This window comes from Lysinibacillus sp. NPDC098008 (genome assembly GCF_044760715.1).
In the GTDB taxonomy this organism is placed as follows: domain Bacteria; phylum Bacillota; class Bacilli; order Bacillales_A; family Planococcaceae; genus Lysinibacillus.
On sequence record NZ_JBIWBA010000003.1, the window covers coordinates 147,646 to 173,563 of the forward strand.

Genomic DNA, 25,918 nt, shown 5'->3' on the forward strand with positions numbered 1-25,918 from the left:
AATTCATTCACTGGATTTTTTTAATGGCGTTATAGTATGAGTTTTTTAGCCATGTATCTATTATTTTTTTGCATTAAATTTATCAGAATTTTTAAATTACAGTTGAAATTTATCGAACTACCTGATAGACTCAGTTTAAGGTTTTTATAGTAAAACTTAGTTTTGTATAAAAAACCGATGAGGAGGTGAAAGTTTTGGATAAGAAATATTGGGTTCCTGCGGTAGAACGTGCCCATCTTGTATTAATGGAAATTAGTAAGTCCCCTGATGAACTAAGATTAATTGATTTATCAAAGCGATTAGAAATAAATAAAAGTTCATTGTTCTCTTTATTGAATACGCTGGAATCGCTCGGTTGGGTAATTAAGGAAAATAACGATACTTATCATTTAGGTCCTACAATTGGTATGTTCAACTCTATGTATTTAAGCCAATTTAATTTAATTCAAACCTTCTATAAAGAAGCGATTGATTCGGTTAATAAAATTAATGAGCCTATTCAATTAGGGGTTTTAGATGGCAGTGATGTTGTTTACTTAGGGAAGGTAAATGCTCAAACGAATGTACGCTTAGTCACAGACCCAGGTATGAGATTCCCTGCCTATGCTTCAGCAATTGGGAAGGCACAGATGATTCATTTTAGTAAGCAAGACCTTGAAAAATTGTTTAATGATACGGAATGGGTCAAAAAGACTGACCATACGACAGCTAATATAGATGAGCTATACGATAAAGTACGGCTAGCTAAAGCAAATGGTTATTCCATTGAAAACGAGGAATCGGCGCTTGGCTTCCACTGTGTAGCAGCACCTATTTATAACTTTGAGAATCAAATTATTGCAGCAGTAAGCTTTTCAATGCCAACAGATAGTTGGACGAAAAAATTTAGTGATGCGAAAGAGGAAATATTAAATTTAGCAGCTAAGCTGTCTAAGCTAGCTGGTAGTTCCTATAACTCGAAAGGAAATAATTTGTAATGGTGGAGGAGAGCATTGTGCAAAATACAATATTTAAAAATTTTATTAATAATGAATGGGTAGAATCAAGTTCTCAAAAAACATTGAGCAGTATTAGTCCGATGAATAAACATGAAGTAGTTGGACAAGTAGCAGCATCAGATGTTCAAGATCTTGAAAAAGCTATCCAAAGCGCACATGAGGCAAAGGTACAATGGCGAAAATTAGGCCAACATGCTCGTGGACAATTTTTATTTAAAGTAGCGGATATTTTAGAATCACGTTTAGATGAGATTGCAGAAACGATGACAAAGGAAATGGGGAAAACATTGCCAGAGGCTAAGGGCGAAACGGCTCGAGGTGTCGCTATTCTACGTTATTATGCGGGAGAAGGTATGAGAAAAAATGGTGATGTGATTCCTTCCTCAGACAGCGAAGCACTCATGTTAACAAGAAGAGTGCCTGTAGGGGTTGTAGGAATTATTACACCATGGAATTTCCCAGTAGCGATTCCTATTTGGAAGCTGGCTCCTGCATTAGTTTATGGGAATACAGTTGTGTTCAAACCTGCTACAGAAGCCGCTGTCACTGCTGCAAAGGTGATGGAATGCTTTAGTGAAGCAAATTTACCGAAGGGCGTTTTAAACTTTATTACAGGATCAGGCTCTGTCATTGGACAAGGCATAATTGATCATCCAGGAATTGAGGCTATTACATTTACAGGCTCAGAAACGATTGGGCGAGAAGTATTAAAAGCTGCTGCCGCAAAAGGGATTAAATCACAAGTTGAAATGGGTGGCAAAAACCCTGTCATTGTGACAAAGGATGCTGATATTGAGAAAGCTGTAGAAGGTACAATTAGCGGCGCATTCCGCTCAACAGGACAGAAATGTACAGCTACAAGTAAAGTTATTGTAGAGGCACCTATCTATGAAGCCTTTAAAGAAAAGCTACTAGAAGAAACGAAAAAGATTAAAGTTGGAAATGGCTTACAGGCAGATGTTTGGATGGGTCCATGTGCAAGTGAAAGTCAATTCAATACAGTAAAAGAATATATCAATATTGGGCAAGAGGAAGGCGCTACTTTACTTTTGGGTGGAGAAGTGTTGGATCAGCAGGAATATAAAGATGGCTTTTATGTATCCCCAGCAATTTTTGATAATGTTCAGCCAAGCATGAGAATTGCACAAGAGGAAATTTTTGGACCTGTTATTGCATTGATTAAAGTAGCGGATATTCAAGAGGCGATTGATGTTGCAAATGATACAAAATATGGACTGAGTGCTTCCATTTATACACAAAATATTAGCTCGTTTTTAAAGTTTGCTGATGAAATCGAAGCAGGGCTTGTACGAATTAATGCAGAGAGTGCAGGGGTAGAGCTTCAAGCACCATTCGGCGGTATGAAACAATCAGGTGTTGGCTCTCGTGAGCAAGGTGAGGCTGCTCAAGAGTTCTATACAGAAGTAAAAACAATATTTATTAAAGAATAAATTTAAACGTAGAAAGAAGGGCTTTACAATGAATGAATCTCGAAATTTATTAGAATCATTAGGTTATCCATCAACAGACTTAAGTGCTTTACCTAGTTCAGAAAAACGCTTCCCAGATGGAGCTCAATACCGTATTGAGCTTCCAAGCACAGAGGGTCCTGCGGCTTTAAAGGCAACTTTAGAGGAGCTGGATCGATTAGGTATTCAAGTACATCGCATCTCACAAGGCAGTGGTATTATGCTGCAAACGGATGAGGAAATACGTGAAATGTGTGCCCTTACGGCTGAACGAGGGATTGAGCTAAGCTTATTTGTTGGACCACGCGGTACATGGGATATTAGTGCTCAAAACTTTACTTCTGGAGGGAAATTTATTGGCAATCGCCATGAAGGAGCCGACCAGCTTGTGTATGCAATGGAGGATTTAAAGCGCGGGGCACAATTGGGTCTTCGTGGGGCACTTGTTGCTGATGAGGGGCTGCTTTTATTAACAAAAGAAATGAAGGATGCAGGTCAATTACCAAAAGATTTTGTTGTCAAAGCATCTGTTCAAATGGGCGCTGCAAATCCTGTATCAGTTAAAATTATGCAAGAGCTAGGGGCAGATACTTACAATGTGCCAACAGCACTTACCTTGCCAAAGCTAGCTGCTATTCGACAAGCAATAGATATTCCTATCGACCTTTATGTAGAGGTTCCTGATAATTTAGGCGGCTTCCTTCGCTATTACGAAATACCTGAAATTATTCGGGTGTTATCACCAGTGTACATTAAATTTGGGTTGCGCAACCACCAAGATGTATATCCATCTGGTAAACAGTTAGAGAGCTTAAATATCAATCTTGTAAAAGAGCGTGTACGCAGAGCATCTATCGGTATTGAGATGATTAAACGTTATTGCCCAGATGCTAAAACATCCGAGCTAGGAGCAGAAGGATTAGGTATTGCCAAAACTCCCGTTACGAAATAGGCTTGACAAGCAATTATGAAAAAGGTGGGTGAAGATAATGGGATATACGTTTAAAGGATATTTAAGGGAGGATGGCTTAGCAGGAACACGTAATCATATCGGTATCGTGAGTTCTGTTATTTGCTCAAGTGTAATTACAAATGAAATCGCTGACAAAGTACCAGGGGCTATTCCTATTACACATGCCAATGGCTGTGCACAATTAGGCGATGATTTTCAAGTAACGAAAAATATGCTCGCTGGTATTGTTGAAAATCCTAATTTTCATAGTGCGCTACTGATTGGCTTAGGCTGTGAAACCAATCAAGTAGCAGGGCTTTTAAAATCAATTTCGACAACAAAGCCTCTTGAAGGTTTTAGTATTCAACAAATGGCAGGAGGAAAAAATACTGCTGAGCGAGGCATTACTACGGCATTGACTTGGTCTAAGGAGGCGAACCAAAGTAGTCGCACTGAGCTACCTGCATCTTTGCTGAAGGTTGGTATTGTTACAGAGGATATTGACGAAGCTTCTTTACAAGTAATAGCCCCTGTTATCAATGCCTTAATCGAGCTATTAATTACATCTGGCGCTACGGTTGTTTTTGGACTAACAAAAACGTTAGAGCCAGCTGGCAATCTATTAGCCCTCAATACGCAGGATGCTTCAGCCAAAAAGAATTTAACCTATATAGGAGAAGCGCTTAGTAGAAGAAGATGGGAAAAAGCACAGGGCTATCTACGTACAAACTTTTCAGAGCAGGAAAAAAGCTTAGCAGCTCTTGAATATCAGCTTATCAATACCCATGAAATTCAAAGCCTATTGGACTATAATCAAAAGCCAGCTAAAAACGGCTTACATTTAATTAAAACATCTGGCAGTATCGTTGAAACATTATCGAATTTTGCGTCAGTTGGCTGCAATCTTTCAATTATCCTTTCTAAGCGAGGAATTCTTACAGGCTCTAATGCATTACCATGTATGATTGTCACTGCAAATAATGGTATCAACCATACGAATAATTTAGTTGATTACGAAATTCAAGAAAATCAAATTAGCCAGCAGGCACAAGCATTATTTACACAGTTAATAGAAGTTAGTTCAGGGAAGCTTACAAAATTAGAAGAATATGAATTAGGTGAGTTTGCCATTCCTCATATAGGTACTACATTCTAAACAAGGAGGAAGTCATGTGAAAAATACGTATAACACGATTCTATTAAATCCTATTGATAATATTGTAGTGGCATTACAAAACATTGAAATAAATGACATTGTTGCTAATAGTCATATGAAAAATACGATAAAAGCAATTAGTACGATTCCTTATGGTCATAAAATCGCCATTCGCGCTATTAAAGCGGGAGAAAAGATCATGAAATATGGTGAGTGCATGGGAATAGCAACGAAGGACATCCAAATAGGAGAGCATGTGCATGTACAAAATGTAAGAGGGCTAAATGAAACGGAGCGTCTAACAATTATTAACACACTGTCAAGCGTGTAATAACATAGAAGGGAGCTTGGAGATGAAAAAATTCTACGGTTATCGAAGATCAGATGGTAGTATCGGTGTTAGAAATCATGTGATTGTCCTTAATACAGTCGGTGAATTAAGCGGATTAACGCGCAAGATTGCAAAATTAGTATCAGGCGTAACACCTGTTATTCATTATAGTGGTGCAACTAATTTTCCTGAGGATCAGCAGCAAATATTACGCACATTAGTGGGGACAGCTGGGCATCCAAATGTAAGCGCTGCCCTAATCGTTGGTATGAAGGATGATCCAGTCGCACAAGAGATTGTCACAACACTGCAAGCCAAAAATAGAAGAGTACATGCGGTTTATTTTAATAGTGAAAAATCAATTGCTGCTATCTTTGAAGAATGCAAGCAATGGTTATCAGCAAGTATGGACAGCCGACAATATGATGTCAGGGAAGAAGCTTTATTAACAGAATTAATGGTTGGTCTTGAATGTGGAGGCTCAGATGCATGGTCTGGTATTACAGCGAATCCTTCCATTGGTGCTTTTTCAGATATGTTTGTTGAAGATGGCGGTACAAGTGTCTTAGCTGAAACAACTGAAGCAATCGGCGCAGAACATATTATTGCCAGCAATGCTATAAATCAAGCTGTGCGTGAACAGTTTTTAGCCATTGTCAGAAATTATGAGCAACGCATTAAAGAAACAGGCGAGGATATTCGATCAGCTAACCCTACACCGGGCAATATGGCTGGTGGCTTAACAACCTTAGAAGAAAAGTCATTAGGATGCATTAAAAAGGGTGGTAGTACATCTTTGAAAGAAGTTGTTTGCTATTCACAAGCACCTACAGAAAAAGGCTTTGTCTTTATGGATACACCGGGCTATGATGTTGAATCGGTTTGTGGACTAGCTGCTGGAGGAGCACAAATTGTGCTATTTTCTACAGGGAAAGGCTCTCCAACAGGCTCTCCAATTGTACCTGTTATCAAGATTGGTACAAATCCTAAAGTATATGAAATTATGTCAGAACATATTGATGTGAACGCAGGAAAAATTATCGAAGGTGTATCGACAATAGAGGATATTGGGAAAGAAATTTACTCTTTAGTAGAAGCTGTGGCAAATGGCCATCAAACTGCTGCTGAAAATCATAATAATCAAGAATTTGCTATTTGGAGATTAGCAGAAAGCATTTAAGTAATCCCAAAATCAAAGAATTAGAACGATGAAGAAGGGGTGTAGTGTATGATTAAAAAGAATTTAGAAAAAATTCCAGGTGGTATGATGGTTGTACCATTATTGGTGGCTGCTTGTATTAATACATTTTTTCCTGATTTATTAAGGATAGGAGGGTTTACACAGGCTCTATTTGTAGACTCTGTTCCAGTATTAGCAGCTCTTTATTTATTAACGGCTGGTGCTCAATTAAATATGAAAAGCTTTGGGGTAAGTATTGCCAAAGGCTCTGTTTTATTAGGGGTGAAATGGCTTGTTGCAGCAGTTTTCACATTATTAGCATATATGTTTATGGGGTCGGATGGTCTTTGGTTAGGCTTAGCTCCGTTAGCAATAATGGCTGCCATGTCTAATAGTAATGGGATTGTGTATATGGCTGTAGCCTCTCAATATGGCAATAAAGAGGATAAAGCGGCTTACTCGGTGCTAGTTTTAAATGATGGTCCTTTATTAACAATGATTGCATTAGCTATTTTTGGCGCAATGGGATTTGTTGAAGGAATGTTCTCAGCGACAGCCTTTATTACAGTATTACTACCATTAGCAGTTGGCGTAATCATTGGTAATACAGATATGGAACTGCGTGATATGTTAGTAAAAGGTAGTGATATTATTATTCCTTTCCTATCATTTGCATTAGGAATGGGCATTAATTTAGCTGATGTAATAAAAGGTGGAGCTAGTGGTATTTTATTAGGAGTTTTCACAATTGTATTTACAGGAGGAGCAGCATTTTTAATATTTAAAGCCTTAGGATGGAACCCAATTGTTGGGGCTGCCGAAGGTACTACTGCGGGTAATGCTGTAATGGTTCCAGGAGTAATTGCATCTGCGAATGCGTCATTTGCAGCCATCGCTCCAATTGCAACAGTACAGGTTGCAGCCTCCGCTGTGACGACAGCTATCCTAATCCCTATCGTTTTAACAATATTAGTAAAATATACAAACATTGAAACGACTGATGGAAAAAAGAAAAAGCAAACTTCTTTAGAAAGTATACCTGATACAGCTCGTAAAGAAGACCTCGGCTTATAACAATAATACCTTAAGCTGAAATTATATGGCCGTATAATTTCAGCTTATTTTTATGCCCTCTTATTCGTACATAGCTCCTTCAAAACCATGCTCTACCTTTTACCATTTATTATAACTCAAAATTTTACACAATAAAAGCAATCCACAAATATGTTTCATTTTTGTCAATTATCTACTATGGTTAATTTCTTCAAAATGTGTACCTCCTATTGCCTATAGAGTATATATCGGCAAAAATAACGTTCTTTAGTCTGATGTCTGACGAGAAGAAGAAATTAATTTGAAATGATGATAAATCGTTTTGCTGTCGGCTATTGGTGTAGCATTATGTAAATCTTTTGACTAAGTATATGAGCTTTGAATGCTGATGATAGCTGCTGAATACAGCAATATATAGGCGAGAAGAGGTAATAATAAATACCCATATCAGTCCCTTTGTTAAACAGCAAAATAACTGGAACTAATAGCAAGAAGCAAATGCAATTTGATAAAAAGTCAGAATATCTTTGTTCTAACTTTGCTAAATTTGCTTACACTTACTATAGGACGAACTTTTGGCTGAAGCGAGGGAGGAAGTAACATAGCGAAAAAAATGGGCATTGTTGCGCTACTATTATTCGGTGTTTACGTGCTTTGTATGTATTGGTATATATTCCATAGTGATGGTGGGAAAATACCAAGTGTCTTACAAGGGACGGCTGCAGACCCTGTAATGTTTATGTCAGGGAAGGAGCTTTTTTTAAGTGGTGAATATTCAAAAATACGAAACTTTTTGTTCTTTATTGCAACGCCTTTAGAATGGCTGATTTACTTTTTCATATTGCTTATAGGTGTGTCACGCTATTTTGAGAAACTAACGACATCTCAAACAAAGTGGAAGCTTGTACAAAATGCAGGCTATTTATTTTTGTTATCACTATTGCTCTATATCGTGTTATTGCCGTTAAATTATTATCGCTATTATCTTAGTAAAAGCTATGGCATCAGTACCCAAAACTTTGCATCTTGGATGAAGGACGGTGTGCTTGATTTTTGGGTAAGCTTTGGGATGAGCCTCATTATTGTGACTGTTATTTATTGGCTTATGAAAAAGAGTGAGAAAAGATGGTGGCTTTATACGTGGCTCTTAACGATACCCTTTACAATCTTTGTAATGTTTATTCAGCCTGTTGTGATTGATCCTTTATATAATGATTTTTATCCATTGAAAAATAAAGAGCTGGAAACAAAGATTTTATCGCTTGCAACGCAGGCAAATATTCCAGCGGAGCATGTCTATGAAGTGAATATGGCTGAAAAGACGAATGCTTTAAATGCGTATGTGACAGGCATTGGCAGTAACTCAAGAATTGTACTATGGGATACAACTTTAAATAGACTAACAGACAATGAAATTTTATTTATCATGGCGCATGAAATGGGGCATTATGTAGAAAAGCATATTTATTTTGGTATAGCAGGCTATTTATTATTAACATTAATAGGCTTATGGCTAACCAATAAGGTGATGCGCCGATTGATAGCACGCTATGGGCAGGTATTAAAAATCCATAAAATCAGTAATATTAGCTCATATCCATTGTTTTTACTGATTACCTCTATTTTATTATTTGCCGCAAATCCTGTATCGAACTATATTTCGCGCTATCAGGAAACAAGGGCTGACCAATATGCCATTGCCCTTACAAATGATCGAGAAGCGGCTGTTACAGCATTTCAAAAGCTAACGATTTCAGGCTTAAGCGAGGTGAATCCTCCATTGCTTGTCAAATGGTTCCGCTACACACATCCGCCAATGCTAGAGCGTATTTATAAGGTTGCCGATAATAGGGAGCAGCAACATAGCCCGTTAAAGGAAGAGCGGAAGAAGTAAAGGTTTCTAGCAGGGCTAAATTGGATAATCTATAAGTAAGAGTCGTTGTGAGATAGGGGATACCATATGCGTAATATAATAATCATTACACTTTCTTCCATAGTTGTAGCCTTTGCCTATAATTTTTTATTCATTCCCCATGAAATTTTAAGTGGTGGGTTAAGCGGAATTGCTATTATGCTTGGGCTTATTACACCTCTTAATACAGGTGTGTTAAATTTACTGCTCAATCTGCCTTTATTGATTTTAGGCGTGATCAAGCTTGGCAAGCGCTTTATTAGCTACACAATTCTTTCCGTGGCTGTGTTATCAGTGAGCCTATATGTTATTCCGATATACAAAGCGACACAGGAGCCAATTCTCGCATCTTTGTTTGGCGGTGTTATTGTAGGCTTTGCGATGGGCATGATTTTTCGTGCAGCAGGCTCCTCTGGAGGCTTTGATATTATTGCGATGCTACTAAGCCGTAAACGTGATTTTCCGCTCGGTACGTTACTTGCGGCAATGAATGGTATTGTTGTGGCAGCTTCTGGCTTTATTTTTAGCTGGGATGCTGCATTATTAACACTTGTTTCTATTTATGCAACAGGCAAAGTAGTCGATACCATTCATACAAGCCATATTAAGTTAACGCTCATGATTATTACAAGTAAGGGTGACGCAGCAAAGCAACAGCTGCTGCACAAGCTACATCGTGGCATAACTATTATGGATGCGAAGGGTGCATACTCTGGCGAAGATCGGCAAGTTTTAATTACGGTAATTACACGCTACCAGCTTGCTGATGTTAAAAGCACGATTAAAGAAACCGACCCTCAATCGTTTGTTAATATATTGCAAACAACAGAAGTGATTGGGATGTTTGATCGTAGCACAGGTAAATAACGCTAGTTTTAACACATGTTGTCGATTATACTACTAATAATCGAACGTGTGTTTTTTATTTAGGGAGGAGTTTAAAAGATGAAAAAAGCCATGATTCATGCGTATTGTTTACAGCTTCGTGGAACGATTTATGATTATCAAGAGGAATGGCAGGCAGATCGCTACCATATTGGTGGGAAAATGTATGCGATGATTGGAGGCAATGCAACGGGTAAGCCTGTGCTTACGTTAAAATGTGACCCTGCACGAGCAGAGGAATTACGGTGAATCGTATGATAGCATTATACCGGGTTACTATATGAATAAAACCCACTGGAACTCAATTTATATGGATGCCGAAGATGTTCCGATGGAATTGATCGAAAACCTAATCAAACATTCCTATGAGCTTGTTTTCAGCAAATTAACAAAAAAAGTTCAGCAGGAGATTCAATAACGATATAAATCGCGCATTTACCAGTTATGGTGCTAGTAAATGCGCGAGGTGAATATTAATTATAGCCACGTTCGCCATAAGGCTGCAGCGTATCCAGCCATTTTTGCTCTAGCTTTTCCAGCTCTCTTTTAGCATCAAAATAGCCTTCTTCCTTTTTCTTTAAATATTCCACAACCTTCACTTCAAAGGCATCTTGACCAAAGGCATTATAATCAGCCTGAAGCTCCTTATTTGTATGAGTATTCGTTTTTAACATAAATTGAAAACCATTTAAACGTTTTAAATTATTAAAGCTACCAACAAATACTTTTCCTGTTTGTGTGTTGGTCATGGTAAAAACGCCTGCTTCAATTTTTATCTCTTTATACATTTCTTTTAATTCTTTCTTATGATCCATTTAACAAACCTGCTTTCTTATTTTTTAACCCAGTAGGCACTACCATCTGCTGTTCGATCCATAAAGCCGTATTCGATGAGATAGCGGCGGATATGAACATAGTCCTCATAGATTGGTTGAAGGACTGCATTGAGTTCCTTTTCTGTATAGTGTTTCCCTTCCTCCAAAAGCTTTGTAATGGCACGTAGCACTACAATTTTTTGCTTTTCACGCTTGGGCAGGCGAACAAGCCCTTTATCAACACCTTGCGGAAAAAACTTCATTAATAATTGCTGTTCTTCGGAAAGGGTGATGTTATAGCGATCATCAATCATTGTAGCTGTTTTATGAATCGGCACAAAATCGTCTTGCTTGTGATGTTGTTCCTTTAATAACTCCATCATTACCAACAATGTTTTCGCTTGACGTTCCTTTTCTTTTAACGCAAAACGATGATGACGAATCGTTGCAGCACTGCCAATTGTCAGCTCCTCTTGTATCTCCTGATCTGATTTTCCCTCATAAAATAATCGTAAAATATGGCTTTGATGCTCTGTTAAGCCTGTTAGCTTTTTACTTAGACCATTTAAATAATGAAAAACAGATTGATGTGCTGCTGTAATATGCTGCTGCATCATTTTCTCGGCCTCATACAATAAACCTTCATATGGGTAAATAATGCCCTTTTCCACCTTTTCACCACATAATAAGCAGGTAAAATAGGAGCCTTCATCTATATATCCTTTTTTAATGTCCTCGGTTGAAGCCTGCCAAAATTGTTCATTTACATCCACTAGGAAACCTCCTAAAAAACAAACGTATTTATAATTTGTTTATAAATTTATATTTAAAATATCAAATTGTTTAATATAAAGCAATCAAAATGTATCGCACTTCAAATCGCCTACAGGTATTGTTAGATATTGCAAAACGTCTCATTTTTATTGTCTCGTATTTGGTTTTATGCTATATTATTAAAATATTGGAGGTGCTATTTTGAAGGGGCAGAAGATTGCAAATGATTCTAGAACAGCCTTATGGGAAAGAATCAAAGAAGGAAGTAAGCATGTTGAGATGCAGATGAACCCTTTAGAAAGAAAAAGAACGGGGAGCTATTTCACTTCATTAGATTTAACGGATGTAATGATGGAAGAGCTTGTTACTAAAATAGATCAAAGCGGTAAAAATATATGGGAATTAAGGTTTTTAGAACCATGTGCTGGCACAGGTCATTTTGTCTTTTCATATTTAAAGGAAGTTAGTAAATTAAATCTGACTAAAGAAAAGATGGAAGCCTTAATCAATAATATTTATGTTGCAGATATTAATCGAAAGGCTTTAGCGCAATATCAAAAAATGCTTACTGAACTGACAAAATTATATTTTAATATAGAGTTGGATCAACATTATTTTGATACACATATAGGCTCTGGCTTGTTGGTTGATTTAGAGGCAGATACACTTAAATATATTAAAATTACGGATGTTTTTTCAGAGGAAATTATTGCTAACGGCTTTGATATTGTTGTAACAAATCCTCCATATAAAAATTTAAAGGCAGAAAAAAATCACTATAGTCATAGTGACGATTTTAATGCTGATAAATTAAAGTACGCTGAAATTGCTAAGCTAGTGGATAAAACCTTTACTTACTCAACAGAAGGGGTTTTGAATTTATATAAGATTTTTGTTGAGGAAATTATCGCTAATTATACAAATAAAGATGGCTTTATTCATTTACTAATTCCAGCATCTATTCTTTCAGATAAGACATGTGCTAGATTGCGCACATATATGCTGATGGAGCATACTATTTTGTCTGTCAAGCTGATAGGTGAAGGCAGTGGCTATATCGAGGCACAGCAGGCAGTATGTGCAATTGTGATGAAAAACGGGGCTAGTACGGAAACAATCAATGTAACGAAGGATTATTTGAAAAATCCTTATCAAACAACAGATGTGCATATCAACGATATACTTAATAAAAACACTGGCAATGCGATTTTTCCAATTAATCAACAAGAATATTTAATATTGAAGCAGCTTAGAAAATTTCCTATTGTGAAGGACTTGCCATTTATCGTGAATTCAAGAGGGGAGCTAGATTTAACAACCCATAAACAATCAATCGTGAATGGGAACACGGGCTACCCCTTAATTAGAGGAAAGCATATTAAGTATTATGAAATTAATGACGTGGATAACAGCGAATATGTAGATGCTACGTTTGTTCATAATAGTAAAAAGCATAAGTATATAAAAAAAGAACGTATTATTTGCCAGCAAGTTGTCAATATGAAAAAAGAGAGAAGAGTAACCTTTGCCTATATAAAGCCTAACTATGTGCTAGGAAATTCATGTAATTTTATTGCAGTAGATGAAAATAAATATGGCATTGATTTATATGCAATTTTAGGTCTTTTTAATACAACTATTATTAATTGGTTTTTTAAGCTGACAAGTAGTAATAATCATGTGAATAATTATGAAATCGATTGCTTCCCTATTCCTATTCATTCACCTTTGCTGCATAAAATCAGTATGCTTGTACAGCAATATTTAAAAACAAAGGATGAATCATTGATTGAATTAATTGAGGAATATGCATATGAAGCATATGAAATTAAGAAAGTGGAAGAGGATAGTGAGATGCTAGAAGTAAATAAGCTAACGCAAGATTATTACCATGCTATTCAACATATAATTCCAACGATAAGCTTAGAATTAGCTGATAGTATTTTAACTGGAGCTGCTTCACTTGATACAGTGATATTAAAAAGTGGTGTCGATTTAGATGAGCGATCCAAAAAAATAGCGAAAGGCATCACAGCTAAATATAGCAAGATAGCAAATGGCGAAATTTTGAATCATACAACCTTTAAATTAAGTGATTTAGATTTAGAAATGATACGCTCTGTACCACCAGGTGGGAATTGGAAGAATATACCGATGGAAACCGTGGAAAAATCAAAGCGTTTAAAGAGAATTACAGAAACTGGTGGACGAACGACTCTCTATGGTCGTATTGACTATACAAAGCCAAGTTATACGATAACTACATATTTTAATCGACCAGGGAATGGTACATATGTTCATCCCGTGCATGATCGAGTGCTTTCTGTAAGAGAAGCGGCAAGATTTCAATCTTTTAAAGATGATTATTTATTTTTTGGCAATAAGACGCAAATGCTAAAACAGGTTGGAAATGCTGTGCCAACAATACTAGCTTATCAGATTGCTCGTAATATTGTAGAGAAATGTAATTGTCAAAACTCATTAGATTTATTTTGCGGAGCTGGTGGAATGACTGCTGGATTTAAGGAAGCAGGCATCCATTCGGTGCTAAGCAATGATATTGAGGAAAGTGCCTGTATCACGCTGAAAATCAATAATCCAGAGGTAGACGTGCACTGTGGTGATATTACAGTACAGGCTACTAAAGATTATTTAGTGGCAAAAGCGCTTGAGCATTCTGTTGATATTATTTGCGGAGGGCCTCCCTGCCAAGGATTTTCAATGGCTGGCTTTAGATTTATTGATGACCCAAGAAATCAATTATTTAAAGAGTTTGCAGAGGTCGTGTCAAAGGTAAAGCCTAAGGTTATCGTATTTGAAAATGTGGAAGGCTTACTAAGCTTTCAAAATGGCGCTGTTTATACTAGTATTTTAGACATGTTTTCAGAGCTGGGTTATTACACAGAGGGAAGAGTATTGCTTGCAAGCGATTACGGTGTTCCTCAAAAAAGAAAAAGGGTTATTATTATTTGCACAAGAAAGGATATTGGTGTGATGCCAGATGCATTATTCCCTGCTCCCATTACAGCAAATCAGCCAATTACAGCCTATGACGCAATAGGGGATTTAGAGCATGTTGAATGTGCAGAGGATGCCAAATACACAAGCGAACCCGAATCAGCCTATATAAAAGCACTAAAAGGAAAGCTTAGTTACGATCACCTTCTCCATTCCTTGAAGGACGCTGATATTTTAGAGAGTAATGAATTTGGACAGTTGAGCTTACAGCTATAAAGACAGGAAGAGCTAGTTATGCCAATGGATAGCTAGCTCTTTTGTTTTCCTAAAATGTCCTAATGATTTTGCGTTGAATCACCTGAAATAACTCAAAAATTTTATCCTTAATAATAGGTAATGGTCCATCATTGGTAATGTCTTGACATAATAAGCTCAAGGATACTAAATCAGCATTATCCAAGGATGGTTTAGTATTTCTATTTTCTTTTGTAGCATAGTCATGTATAGCTTCAAAGGCGATTCTTTTATAGCGCTCATATTCGTTGGCACTACGTTGTGTAAAGTGGCGTGGCGTTTGCTTTATGATTTCACCGTTTTCATTAAATTCATATGAATAGTTAAAATATGTGTATTTAGGTGCTAAGAAAATTTGCTCCAGCACAGAAGCACCTTTTGCACCACACTGCGTTAATATTTTAGCTAGTATATACATAAAATTTGCCATATTTTGTTTTAAAGCATTGCGGTAAGTAGTTTCAATGATTTCAGGATGCTTTTGGTAGTTTTCTTTAATATATTCCCAAAGTAAGCTTGAATGCTGTGAGATAGGGTAAATATTTGTTTTGTTTTCGATGTCGATTATTTTTTCAATATCGACGAATTGTAAACGATCTCGTTTAGTTGAATTATCACTACCATACATTGGCTGCAAATAGCGTGGATCATGCACAAAGCCTAAAGAAATAGGGCCTATATGGTCAGCGGTAGTGCCTGCAAAAAACTTACTGCCCATAAAGGAGTTTGCCGCATGAATATTGCCATCGCTTAAATATTCATATGCTCGTCTATCCTTTGTATAAGATTTAAGATTTTCCTTTGAACGCCCTTTGTCCTGAATGGCTCTACAGCAGCGATTATAGGTGTGGAAGCCATCAAAGCGGTCTGGGAAGTTTGACATAGCACCAGGGCTTAATATTTTTTTACCTTGATAACGGCAGAGCGATTCTAGTGCATTGATTACTTCATCTTGACTAGCAGTTTGTGAACTAAGCGGAAGCTTACCTTTTTCTATTAGAAACTTGGCAACTTGATGATTTGAGAAGCCCTTTTGCAATAAATCATCCCAAATATCATAGATACAATCTATTTCGCTATATGTAACATTAAATTTCTTTTGAAGAGCTTTAATAAAATTTGCGCTTGGATAGAGATAATACAGGGACATTTCATTTCCACATGTTTGACAAACTTTCTGCTTAGTTGGATGGATTTCTAGCATCACTTTCGCATAGACGCCAGCCTCAATTGGGATACCTAAAGCTTGTGCCTTTTGTTCACACCAAGCTTTGCGCTGCTTGCCAATGCTTGTCGTTGCAGCCGCTATCCACGACCAGCTACCATCATCCCTTTGCTTTATCGGGAGTCCACTATAGGTTGGGTGCTGTACAATAAAATCCATATATTCAACAAAATTCGGATGCCACTCTCTTTTTTCTCTTGCCATTACAAATTCCCCCTTTTCATCTTTTACGAATAAAGAAGAATAAAGTTTCGAAATCTTTAAACACTATTCAACGATTAAAGATGATACGTTTTAAACACTGCCAAAATTATGTTATTGTAGTTGCAGCAATTGTCGCAAGGCGTGTTAATAAAAGGAAAGGATAGACATGATTGAAGACAGCAACAGACAATATACATCATAAAAAATTATGGTTTGTACTTATTTTAGGATCGTTGACGGCATTTGGTCCATTATCGATGGATATGTATTTACCAGCATTGCCGCTTGTTGCAAAAGATTTAGAAACGACAGCCTCTCTTGTACAAATGAGTATTACTTCCTGTTTATTAGGGCTTGCCTTTGGTCAATTATTATTTGGCCCATTAAGTGATATTCATGGACGACGTCGCCCGCTTCTATTTACATTGCTTGTGTACGCAGCAGCTTCCTTATTATGTGCATTTAGTACATCGATTTGGGCATTTATTGGTTTGCGTTTTATTCAAGGATTTGCAGGTGCAGCAGGTATTGTGATTGCAAGGGCATCCGCTAAAGATATGTATTCGGGTAAAGAGCTGACAAAATTTGTGGCACTGCTTTCATTAGTCAATGGAGCAGCACCAATAGTAGCGCCTATTTTGGGCGGTGCTGTCCTGCGCTTTGTACCATGGCCAGCAGTGTTTGTTATTTTAAGCTTAATCGGCGTTGGAATGTTTCTAGCAGTTGCCTTCACGCTTACGGAAACACTGCCAGAAGATAAACGGGCAGAAGGCGGTGTGCTTGCAACGGTAAAAACATTCCATCTCCTTATAAAAGACCGTGTTTTCATGGGAATTGCACTATCACAGGCATTTGTTTCGATGGGGATGTTTGCCTATATCGCAGGCTCTCCATTTGTATTGCAAAATATTTATGGGGCAACACCACAGCAATTTTCCTTTATTTTTGCCGCAAATGGTGTTGGCATTATTATTGCAGCACAAGTTACAGGGAAGCTTGCCAGCCATATGGCAGAGAAAAAATTATTGCTTTACGGCATTATGATGTCATTTAGTGGTGCATTACTGCTACTGCTAGCGATTACATTGCAAGGACCACTTTGGCTCGTGCTTATCGCTTTATTTTTCGTTGTGTCAAGTGTTGGTATTGTTGGGACAACGGCATTTTCACTAGCAATGGAAAGGCAAGGAAGAGCAGCGGGCAGCGCCTCTGCCTTTTTAGGTATTTTACCATTTGGGGGTGGTGCACTTGTGTCACCATTAGTTGGTATTGGTGGAGAGTATACAGCCATTCCTATGAGCATTACTATTTTTGCCTGTAGTGCAGCGGCATGTCTGTTCTATCTTACGCTAGTAAGAGATTAGGATATAATTAGCAGTGACCTACAAAGCGACTAGGGAGCCTCTAGTCGCTTTGCGCTTAAAGTATATTTATAATATTTCGATATACGTTATACTTTACTATGGTAAAATATATAGCTATACATAGGAAAAAATGGAGGCATGGTCTGCCATGACAACAAATCTGATAGAGCAGTGGAATCAGCAAAGAAAGCTATTTAATAGTGCCGATGCCAAAAGTATTAATGAGATGCATAAGCTAAAGGAGCAAGTGAAACAAGCAGAGCCGACAGAAGTGAAGTTGCGTATATTAGTGGAGATTTATTGTATGCTACGTATGTATAACGAGGCGTCTAAAATTTTTACAACGATAATGGATGTAAACAATAAAAAAGACCTGAAAAAATATAGCTCCATTAAATATTGGGTGGATAATCCGCAAAATGTTAGCCCCTTATTGCCACGAGTAATTCAGGAAACAAAGGAGCTAACAACGCCATTACCAATGTTTAAATATATGCCAAATCCACTACAGGCTGGTATTTTTGAAACAGGAGAAATTGTTGTCTGTGATTGCTGTGAGCAAGAAGTGGATATTTATTGTACAAAGGGTATTTATGCGATTGAAGAGGTGGAGTACCTTTGTCCAAGCTGTATTCATAGCGGGCTTGCCGCACAAAAATTTGATGGCGAATTTCAGCAGGATTTATTAAACTCAGAGCTTGTCAGCAATGAGGACTATACAAATGAAGTGCTCTATCGAACACCTGGCTATGTCAGCTGGCAAGGCAATAATTGGCTAGCCCATTGTACGGATTATTGTGCCTTTCTTGGCTATGTTGGCTGGCAGGAGCTAGTGGATATGGGCATTACTGAGGAGCTTGAACATTTTAATGGCTATACAAATGAGGAGCTAGCGACTTCTTTACGCAATAATGGCTCACATCAAGGCTATTTATTTCAATGCTTGGAATGTCAGCAATATATTGTATACTCCGATTGGGATTAAGACGAACGAGCGTGGACAACAATGTTTTAAGGAGTTGCTGTAATGTTTATTTTTGATAGGCATATGTTTATAACATTATGCATTGGCTTATTAGGCGCAATCATTTTTCAATTTTTACATATACCGATGCCATGGATGCTAGGGGCGATTACAGCGGTATTGATTGTGCAATTATCAACAAGCGTGCAATTAAAATGGCATCGTTTTTTTCGTAACTTTGGCTTAGTTGTTGCAGGCTATTCGATTGGCTTTGCTTTTACACCAGAGGCTGTGCGAGATATTCAGCTATTTTTAGGCAGTATTATTGTTTTAAATGTGCTGTTTATCCTGCTATTTTTTGCAGTAAGTTATGTTGTAGCGAAGCGGACGGATTTGGACTTTGCGACAGCCTTAACGTGCTGTATACCCGGTGGTATGTCACAGATTGTTGCCTTTGCTGAGGAGCAAAAAGATATGGATATAGCGGTTATTACCTTCTTCCAAATTCTTCGTGTGCTATTAATTGTAAGCTTTGTTCCTTTACTAGTTGCAGGGTCTGGTGGACAGAGCACAATGATTGCTGGAACCTATACATGGCATGTAGCTGGCATGCTAGCTCTTTGTGGCTTAGCTGGCTGGTTGGCTCAAAAGATAAAAATTCCAACAAGCTATTTGCTAGGTCCTATCCTTTTCTTAATGGGTATCAATATGGTAGGGGTGGACGTGCCTCAATTACCTGGCTCATTATTGCATATTGCACAGCTTATGATTGGTATTTATATTGGCTTATTATTGAAAAAGGAAGATTTACATTTATCGAAAAGGCATATCTTTTATGCATTTGTATCAGCAGGTCTTTTTATCGGGGCAGCATATGGCTTAACATTTGCCATGACAAGCCTATATAGCCTTGATTTCCGTACAGGCTTTTTAAGCATTGTGCCTGGAGGGCTTGACCAAATGGGGATTATCGCCGCTTCTGTGCATGCTAATGTAACAATTGTGACGGCTTTTCAGCTTTTTCGTGTACTAGTCGTGTCAGTTTTTCTTGTGCCATTTGTAAAGCTCTTTGTGAAAAAAGCGAAAACATAGCCTCTTTTCAAATAATTCGAATAATGTTATAATAGAAATAATTATTGTGAACGGAGGTGAAAAGGAATGAATAAAAACGCTACGAAAACATGTGTAAAAGTGGATACAGCTATGTATTTTGCACGTGTGATTACTTTTGATTTTGCGAACAACGGGAGAGGTCTGTCCATTTTTAAGCAAAATCAAATAATAAACGTAGCGAATTAACCATTCTTTTTCACAAATGATAAGGGAAGAAGACTGCTTGTTAATGAGCAGTCTTTTTTGTGTTTGAAGGATGTTTTCGCACGTTTCATTGGAGGAAAAAACGATGCAAATAAAAGCTGAACAACTACAAAAAATTATTGGTGGTAATGTATTATTTGAAAATTTACAGTTAGAAGTAAATAGTGGGGAGCATGTAGCAATTGTTGGCGTCAATGGCAGTGGCAAAACAACGCTTCTACAATTGCTGGCTGGCATTGATACTCCTGATAAGGGACGTATTATTAAAAGTAAGGAAGCAACGATTGGCTATTTACATCAAATTCCACATTACCTAGAGCATTCTGTGAGGGAAGTGCTGGAGGAGGCATTTGCGGAGCTTTATATATTAAAGGAAAAAATGACACGGCTTGAGCAGGAAATGCAATCGATGGTAACAGATAAAATATTAGTGCAATACGGACAAATACAGGAGCAATTTATGCTACAGGGAGGCTATGAGGTAGAGGCTCAGCTAGCGATGATTGCCAATGGGCTTGAGCTAACAGCTATGCTTGAGCAACCGTTTAGTAGCTTAAGTGGTGGCGAAAAAACAAAGGTGATGCTTGGGCAAATTTTATTAAAAAAGCCCTCTATTTTGCTGCTAGATGAGCCAACGAATCATCTGGATATGCATGCCATTGAATGGCTTGAGCAGTATGTCCGACATTTTGAAGGCATTGTAATCGTTGTATCCCATGACCGCCATTTTATGAATCAGGTGGCACATAAAATTATTGAACTTGAGGATGGCGAGGCTTTTACGTATAACGGTCATTATGATGCCTTTGTGGCACAAAAAGAGGCAAAAATTGAGCAGCAATTTGCGAGCTATGAAGAGCAGCAAAAGAAAATAAAAAAAATGCAGGAAGCGATTAAGCGTTTAAAACAGTGGGCGAATGAAGCGAATCCCCCAAATGCAGCAATGCATAGACGTGCGAAAAGCATGGAAAAAGCGCTGGCGCGGATACAGCGTGTTAAAAAGCCTGTAACGAAAAAGAAAATGAATCTAGCCTTAACAATGGCAGAACGCAGTGGCAAAGAGGTTATGCAGCTAGAAGGTATTTGTCATGGATTTGAACAGCCATTGTTCCAAGATAGTCAGCTTGCTATTTATTTTGGAGAGCGTGTTGCAATCGTTGGTAGCAACGGTTGTGGCAAATCAACATTATTAAAAATCATGCTAGGAGAGATTACGCCAAACCAAGGTATTTGCTCCATTGGCAGCAATGTGAAGTTTGGCTATTTATCACAGCAATTTGAGCATAAAAATCCAACGATTCGCTTAATCGATGCCTTTCGTGAAAGTGTTGCTGTATCTGAGGCTGAGGCTCGTCATATACTCGCACAGTTTTTATTTTACGGCTATGACGTCTTTAAAAAAGTGAAGGATTTAAGTGGTGGCGAAAAAATGCGTTTACGCTTAGCACAATTAATGCATGAGGATATTAATGTCTTAATATTAGATGAACCGACGAACCATTTAGATATTGAGGCAAGAGAGGTATTAGAGGATACATTGGAATCCTTTGAAGGAACGATTATTGGTGTGTCCCATGACCGCTATTTTTTACAAAAAATATTTACGAAAACAGCATGGATTGAAGAGCAAAGAATTACTGTGTTTGAGGGCGATTATGAATGGGCTAGGCATAAGCGACTGGAGCTGATGCAGCAAGTTACAGAGCCAGAGCCAGTAAAGAAAAGATCGTCTATGAAAAAAGAGCTGCCAATTGAGCAGCAAATTGAAAAGCTAGAGGCAAAGCTACAGGAGCCAGCACTTGCACAGGAGCAGCGTCAAAAGCTTCAGCAGCAATTAGAGCATTTATATGAAAGCTGGATAGAGGAGGAAACAGAGCATGTATAACTTAGAGCATATGATGCAGCTTGATATTGACTATATAAAAACGTTCAGTGCAATAGAACTGTGTCAGGAAGGGGCTTTTGCTTATAATCAAGCATTACCAAATTATTATGATGCAAACCATGCACATATTTGGCGTAAAATTGATAAACCAGATACGTTTTTACAAGATATTAAAAATTTCTATCAATCGAAAGCACTTATCCCAAGGTTGTATTTATACAATCTTGAGGATAACCTACCTTGCATTCAGGCACTAGAGTACCATGGCTTTCAGTACGAAAGCTTTCTAGATACGATCCAATGCTGGAATGGCGAGTATGCACCACTTACACCAAATAGTGCAATCCAGATTGAACGTGTAACAGATGCCAATATGGAAGAGGCACTAGCAGTTGAAATGAGCATTACGACATTTGGAGAGCCTTCACTTATTCAACAAGCTTTTATGCAAACATATCACTCTCCACATTTTACGTATTATTTATTAAGGATAGATGGGAAAGCATGCTGCTCAGCAAATATTTTTGTAGCAGGAAATCAAGGGAGAGTTGAAAGTGTAGCAACTATTGAAGGCTATAGAGGGCGGGGGCTGATCGGCTATATATTACAGCATATTCAGCAACAGTCCATAGAATGGGGACTAAAGTATTTATGGATTTTACCGATAAATGAACAAGTAGCAAAAGTTTATCATCGCGCAAATTTTAAATCAGTTGGAAAAATCGCATCTATTCATGCGTTCACAGCAGGGAAAAGCCTTCAAGAAATACGACAGCTATAAAATATTGCGAGATAAAATTTCCCATAAACCTTCACTGTTTTGCTATACTAACTAGTACCAGCCATTTAAGATTTTAAATGATTGCTGACAGTTTTTACTTGAAAAAATGCTGTATTCGATTTATGGTCTTTAAAAGATACTTGTTTAATGGACTTGGAGGATAGGAAATGCACGGAATTTATATACGCTATAATGTTTCAGAAGAAATCTCAACAGCTCAATGGCCTAAACAAATAAATGCATTTGCGTATGTTCAACGAGACAAGCCACAACAAGATAATGAAAACTTGCTGTCGATAGAGGAGCTAAAAAGCCATGCTATTCATTATATTAAAAGCTTAAAAGACAATGCAAGTGTACATTTAGTAGAGCAACGCAATGGCGAAATTGAACATTTCAACCGACGTTATATGGAATCGTTAAAAGTAAAAGAAAATATTGATTCACAGCTTATTAATTTAGAAGAAATCCGTCTACTATTGCAATTAATGAATGTACTGAATTTATCACATGGTTTTGGAGAAAATGCTGGAAAGCTTTTACGTCAGGTGACCCCGTATGCAAAAGAGGCGGAGCATCCAACATTTCAAACAACTCGTGTAGAGCGTCATTTCTACGCGGAATTAATTGAACAAATTGAAGCGGTGTATGCACGCATTATGCGCCAGCACAATCCGTCTACAACGGAAATGCAGCACTCAGAAAAGCTCTGGACAACGGTTTGTGAGCAGGCTATTGAAAAGGTGGAGGCGCGAATTGAACGCTTATCATCTATTAAATTAAAGCATGAGAAAAATTTGCTAGAGTTTAGCCAATTAAAAAAGCAAAATATCGAGGCTAAGGAACGCCTTGATCACGCTGTGACTGAGCTTGACGCTATTTTAAATGTTTTAGAATCATAAAAAAGCATGTCTGCCGATTGCAGTGCCAATCGGTGACATGCTTTTTTGGATGAGTGGCGGATAGCGCGATGAAAGTGGTGGATAGGGTGCTAAAAGTGACGGATAGAACGTCAAAAATAGCGGATAGCATGTGCTGTTATTTTTCCTCCGCTCGCTCACGCTTAGCTTGCTTGGAAACACGTAGCAAATCAAGCCCAAGCAATACGACAATAATATAAAATAGCGGGCTTGTGAATGATAGACCAATTTGGGATTTGCCTCCAAGCAATGTTAAGACAATCCATAGCCCAACTGTATATAGTGTTAACCCGACATAAGTTTTTTGGGATAGCTTTTTATATTGACCTTTATCTGCAACAATCTGAATAATTACTAAAACAATTAGTATGATCAAAATTAGTTTTTTCGTTAGTGTCGCAGCAAGCGCTGTGTCAGGGAAAAAGTCATTGACGAATAGTAACGTAAAAAATACTAGAATACAAACATTTAAAATTGTTGAAAGCTTCATGCCCAATCTCCTTAGTTGCCAAAATTCCTTTCTATTGTAACATGGTTTGATTGAATGAATGTATAGAATAGGGAGGTTATTTTTTATTGAAGGAGTCCTGGTATCTTCTCAGCATTGTGGCAAATTGCTCACGCGTTAAAAAATTTTGAGGATTTGAGCCGTCAGTAATACCTTGACCTTTTAACCATTTCCATGCATCACTATGGATTTTAGAGGCATTTTGTGAAGAAATAATCGTTTGCTTTGTTTTTAACGCTTCCTCTAATTGTTTGATTTTATTTAGTAATTCTGTGTATTGTGACATTGTTAACTCTCCTTTGCTAGCTGTTTGATTTAGTAATGAAATATAGTTCATTGGGTCAATCGCATTCGGTTGCCCAGTAGCCCATAGCCCTCGATGAATTTCAAAATGCAAATGGATGCCAAATGCACGACCAATATTGCCCATAACACCAATTTGCTGCCCTTGCCTAACCCTTTGTCCAATCCGCACACAATAGGAATCTAAATGTGCATAATTCGTTTCATATACTTTGCCATTGATTGTATGTCTAATCATTACAACATTCCCATAGCTGCTTAACGCCTGCGCTCGGCTAATAACACCAGCCGCACTAGCATAAATCGGAACCTTCCCTGTTGAGGCAAGATCAACACCTTGATGCCACTCCTTCCCAAACCCAAGATTCCGCCATCCAAACTTACTTGTTAATCTTGCATTTTTTACTGGACAGATAAAGTTTGCCATAGTGAATCACCTCATTTCGGTTTTTTATAGGTTAACGCTTGTGATGAATCTCTTATATGAGCAGTTGTAGGGTCTAGAATGGCGTTGTAGATACTAACAGCAATTAAAGCTAAGACATATGGATTAGAGGCGGCATTTATAAGTAATGTTTTTACACTTTCCCAAGTCGTTAAATCCGCACCTGTAATACCATAGTAGGCAAATAGGGGAGTCATAATGGATAAACCGACTGTAATCCAAAATTGAGGATTATACATACGAACTTTCCAGTTAATTTTCATTGCATCAGGTCCTTTCTTATAGTCCTAACGATTTTAAAATTAGAGCGCCAATAATAGCGGTTGGGATAAGCACCCACCAATGAAGATATTGCTTAATAATGTCACTGAGTGAAACACTGTCCTTGCTGGCCTCCTGCTCTAAATCATCCTCAATACTATCAACTCGTTTGCCAATCTCTTTGACATCCTCCTGCAATTCAATCTGCGACATATTTAATTTTGTTAAATTAACATTGATATTATTAAAAGTTTTATCCAAGCTATTTAATTGTATTTGTTGGTGCTTATTCATTTCCTGCTGCTGTTCAGATACAACTGTTAAACGATGGAGCAATTCATGATTACCCTCTAATTTAGAAATTCGGCTTTCCTGATGTTTTATTTCCACTTCCGCACTAGCCAATCGCTCACCAAATTTTTCATCATGCATTGTTTCACCAACTTTTATAAATTATTAAAGGATAGGAGAAAAATTCACCCCTATCCTTGTAAAAAATCACTGAGCGGCTTCTGAATATTTTAGTAGTGGAATATCCTCAAAAATTTCACAAAATCTATCATAGAGAGCAGCTTTATGACCAGTAAATTCTAGATCACAATTTAAAATTATCTTTTGTAAAGTTTGCAGCATGTCCATTTTCTCTGTTGTTTCTTCTATAATAAAATCTTCATTCATCATCAGCATAATTTGTGTTTGTGCTTCTTTCTCTGCTGTTTTTGAAGGGAAAACAACAAGCGCTTCCTCTTTATCATTGATAGTTTTCGTTTCTGTTACAATATTGCCCTCCTCATCTTTAGCGGCATAGTCATTAATTAATTGCTGTCTTTCCTGCTGTAGAAGCTCTAATTGATTTGACAATAAGTGAATAAAACGAGTTCTCATTCTTGATTCTTTACCTTTTAAAATTAAATTGAATAAGAATGATTGTAGCTCTCCAATTTCATAATTTTTCATTATCATA

The 25,918-nt window shown here is 37.5% G+C and carries 25 protein-coding genes and 1 pseudogene; 18 read left to right on the top strand and 8 right to left on the bottom strand.

The annotated features are described in order from the left end of the window. The first annotated feature begins 194 nt into the window (after nucleotides 1-194). The 10 genes and pseudogenes from ACIQVU_RS05455 to ACIQVU_RS05500 all read left to right on the top strand — a co-directional run bounded on the left by ACIQVU_RS05455 (nucleotide 195) and on the right by ACIQVU_RS05500 (nucleotide 10,354). Nucleotides 195-977: an IclR family transcriptional regulator gene (locus ACIQVU_RS05455; RefSeq protein ID WP_402894294.1), complete on the top strand. Its 783-nt coding sequence runs from the start codon at nucleotides 195-197 to the stop codon at nucleotides 975-977. A gap of 17 nt (nucleotides 978-994) precedes the next feature. Continuing rightward, the gene (gene gucD / locus ACIQVU_RS05460; protein ID WP_402894297.1) at nucleotides 995-2,449 is read left to right on the top strand and encodes an alpha-ketoglutaric semialdehyde dehydrogenase GucD; all 1,455 of its coding nucleotides are present in this window, start codon (nucleotides 995-997) and stop codon (nucleotides 2,447-2,449) included. Between the two features lie 28 nt (nucleotides 2,450-2,477). Continuing rightward, a complete protein-coding gene (locus ACIQVU_RS05465; protein WP_402894300.1) occupies nucleotides 2,478-3,419 on the top strand; it encodes a U32 family peptidase in 942 nt (313 codons plus the stop codon). 37 nt (nucleotides 3,420-3,456) lie between these two features. After that, nucleotides 3,457-4,575 (top strand): UxaA family hydrolase, encoded by a 1,119-nt coding sequence (locus ACIQVU_RS05470; protein ID WP_402894303.1) that lies wholly within the window; start codon nucleotides 3,457-3,459, stop codon nucleotides 4,573-4,575. A gap of 16 nt (nucleotides 4,576-4,591) precedes the next feature. Further along, nucleotides 4,592-4,906 carry a UxaA family hydrolase gene (locus ACIQVU_RS05475; RefSeq protein WP_340805150.1) on the top strand — a complete coding sequence of 105 codons (315 nt, stop codon included), beginning with the start codon at nucleotides 4,592-4,594 and terminating at the stop codon, nucleotides 4,904-4,906. 22 nt (nucleotides 4,907-4,928) lie between these two features. Beyond that, nucleotides 4,929-6,086, top strand: coding sequence for a UxaA family hydrolase (locus ACIQVU_RS05480; RefSeq protein WP_340805151.1), 1,158 nt, complete (start codon nucleotides 4,929-4,931; stop codon nucleotides 6,084-6,086). A 48-nt stretch (nucleotides 6,087-6,134) separates the two neighbouring features. Continuing rightward, on the top strand, nucleotides 6,135-7,160 hold the full coding sequence (locus ACIQVU_RS05485) for a 2-keto-3-deoxygluconate permease (RefSeq protein ID WP_340805152.1): 1,026 nt from the start codon (nucleotides 6,135-6,137) through the stop codon (nucleotides 7,158-7,160). A gap of 580 nt (nucleotides 7,161-7,740) precedes the next feature. Beyond that, nucleotides 7,741-9,033 carry a M48 family metallopeptidase gene (locus ACIQVU_RS05490; protein ID WP_340808545.1) on the top strand — a complete coding sequence of 431 codons (1,293 nt, stop codon included), beginning with the start codon at nucleotides 7,741-7,743 and terminating at the stop codon, nucleotides 9,031-9,033. Between the two features lie 66 nt (nucleotides 9,034-9,099). Beyond that, nucleotides 9,100-9,918 (top strand): YitT family protein, encoded by an 819-nt coding sequence (locus tag ACIQVU_RS05495; RefSeq protein ID WP_402894307.1) that lies wholly within the window; start codon nucleotides 9,100-9,102, stop codon nucleotides 9,916-9,918. Nucleotides 9,919-9,996: 78 nt separating this feature from the next. After that, nucleotides 9,997-10,354 (top strand): annotated as a pseudogene (locus ACIQVU_RS05500) (MmcQ/YjbR family DNA-binding protein). A 55-nt stretch (nucleotides 10,355-10,409) separates the two neighbouring features. Here the strand turns inward: ACIQVU_RS05500 and ACIQVU_RS05505 are convergent. Continuing rightward, nucleotides 10,410-10,751, bottom strand: coding sequence for a GIY-YIG nuclease family protein (locus tag ACIQVU_RS05505; RefSeq protein WP_340805155.1), 342 nt, complete (start codon nucleotides 10,749-10,751; stop codon nucleotides 10,410-10,412). Between the two features lie 17 nt (nucleotides 10,752-10,768). Then, entirely contained in the window at nucleotides 10,769-11,524 is a 756-nt protein-coding gene (locus ACIQVU_RS05510; protein WP_340805156.1) for a DUF2087 domain-containing protein, read from the bottom strand. A 202-nt stretch (nucleotides 11,525-11,726) separates the two neighbouring features. On the opposite strand from ACIQVU_RS05510, the gene ACIQVU_RS05515 reads away from it, so the two are divergent. Then, nucleotides 11,727-14,759, top strand: a complete 3,033-nt coding sequence (locus tag ACIQVU_RS05515; protein ID WP_340805157.1) for an Alw26I/Eco31I/Esp3I family type II restriction adenine-specific DNA-methyltransferase — start codon at nucleotides 11,727-11,729, stop codon at nucleotides 14,757-14,759. Nucleotides 14,760-14,808: 49 nt separating this feature from the next. Here ACIQVU_RS05515 and ACIQVU_RS05520 read toward each other — a convergent pair whose 3' ends face one another. Then, a complete protein-coding gene (locus ACIQVU_RS05520) occupies nucleotides 14,809-16,206 on the bottom strand; it encodes an Alw26I/Eco31I/Esp3I family type II restriction endonuclease (protein ID WP_340805158.1) in 1,398 nt (465 codons plus the stop codon). A 170-nt stretch (nucleotides 16,207-16,376) separates the two neighbouring features. Between ACIQVU_RS05520 and ACIQVU_RS05525 the strand changes: the two genes are divergently transcribed. The 7 genes from ACIQVU_RS05525 to ACIQVU_RS05555 all read left to right on the top strand — a co-directional run bounded on the left by ACIQVU_RS05525 (nucleotide 16,377) and on the right by ACIQVU_RS05555 (nucleotide 23,419). Further along, on the top strand, nucleotides 16,377-17,570 hold the full coding sequence (locus ACIQVU_RS05525; RefSeq protein ID WP_340805159.1) for a multidrug effflux MFS transporter: 1,194 nt from the start codon (nucleotides 16,377-16,379) through the stop codon (nucleotides 17,568-17,570). A gap of 148 nt (nucleotides 17,571-17,718) precedes the next feature. Continuing rightward, nucleotides 17,719-18,555 (top strand): CbrC family protein, encoded by an 837-nt coding sequence (locus ACIQVU_RS05530; RefSeq protein WP_340805160.1) that lies wholly within the window; start codon nucleotides 17,719-17,721, stop codon nucleotides 18,553-18,555. Nucleotides 18,556-18,597: 42 nt separating this feature from the next. Further along, nucleotides 18,598-19,626 carry an AbrB family transcriptional regulator gene (locus ACIQVU_RS05535; RefSeq protein ID WP_402894314.1) on the top strand — a complete coding sequence of 343 codons (1,029 nt, stop codon included), beginning with the start codon at nucleotides 18,598-18,600 and terminating at the stop codon, nucleotides 19,624-19,626. 66 nt (nucleotides 19,627-19,692) lie between these two features. Beyond that, nucleotides 19,693-19,833: an RAxF-45 family protein gene (locus tag ACIQVU_RS05540; protein WP_340805162.1), complete on the top strand. Its 141-nt coding sequence runs from the start codon at nucleotides 19,693-19,695 to the stop codon at nucleotides 19,831-19,833. Nucleotides 19,834-19,936: 103 nt separating this feature from the next. Continuing rightward, on the top strand, nucleotides 19,937-21,736 hold the full coding sequence (gene abc-f / locus ACIQVU_RS05545) for a ribosomal protection-like ABC-F family protein (RefSeq protein WP_340805163.1): 1,800 nt from the start codon (nucleotides 19,937-19,939) through the stop codon (nucleotides 21,734-21,736). Continuing rightward, entirely contained in the window at nucleotides 21,729-22,517 is a 789-nt protein-coding gene (locus ACIQVU_RS05550) for a GNAT family N-acetyltransferase (RefSeq protein WP_340805164.1), read from the top strand. The genes abc-f and ACIQVU_RS05550 overlap by 8 nt, the downstream gene beginning before the upstream one ends. 167 nt (nucleotides 22,518-22,684) lie before the next feature. Further along, nucleotides 22,685-23,419 (top strand): hypothetical protein, encoded by a 735-nt coding sequence (locus ACIQVU_RS05555; protein WP_340805165.1) that lies wholly within the window; start codon nucleotides 22,685-22,687, stop codon nucleotides 23,417-23,419. 136 nt (nucleotides 23,420-23,555) lie between these two features. Here ACIQVU_RS05555 and ACIQVU_RS05560 read toward each other — a convergent pair whose 3' ends face one another. From ACIQVU_RS05560 to ACIQVU_RS05580, 5 genes are all read right to left on the bottom strand, one after another. Continuing rightward, entirely contained in the window at nucleotides 23,556-23,927 is a 372-nt protein-coding gene (locus ACIQVU_RS05560) for a hypothetical protein (RefSeq protein WP_402894319.1), read from the bottom strand. A gap of 76 nt (nucleotides 23,928-24,003) precedes the next feature. Next, nucleotides 24,004-24,675: a M23 family metallopeptidase gene (locus ACIQVU_RS05565; protein ID WP_340805167.1), complete on the bottom strand. Its 672-nt coding sequence runs from the start codon at nucleotides 24,673-24,675 to the stop codon at nucleotides 24,004-24,006. Between the two features lie 11 nt (nucleotides 24,676-24,686). After that, nucleotides 24,687-24,956 carry a phage holin family protein gene (locus ACIQVU_RS05570; RefSeq protein WP_340805168.1) on the bottom strand — a complete coding sequence of 90 codons (270 nt, stop codon included), beginning with the start codon at nucleotides 24,954-24,956 and terminating at the stop codon, nucleotides 24,687-24,689. A gap of 16 nt (nucleotides 24,957-24,972) precedes the next feature. After that, nucleotides 24,973-25,386, bottom strand: coding sequence for a hypothetical protein (locus tag ACIQVU_RS05575; RefSeq protein WP_340805169.1), 414 nt, complete (start codon nucleotides 25,384-25,386; stop codon nucleotides 24,973-24,975). 66 nt (nucleotides 25,387-25,452) lie between these two features. Then, nucleotides 25,453-25,917, bottom strand: a complete 465-nt coding sequence (locus ACIQVU_RS05580) for a hypothetical protein (RefSeq protein ID WP_402894324.1) — start codon at nucleotides 25,915-25,917, stop codon at nucleotides 25,453-25,455. Nucleotide 25,918: the final 1 nt, after the last annotated feature.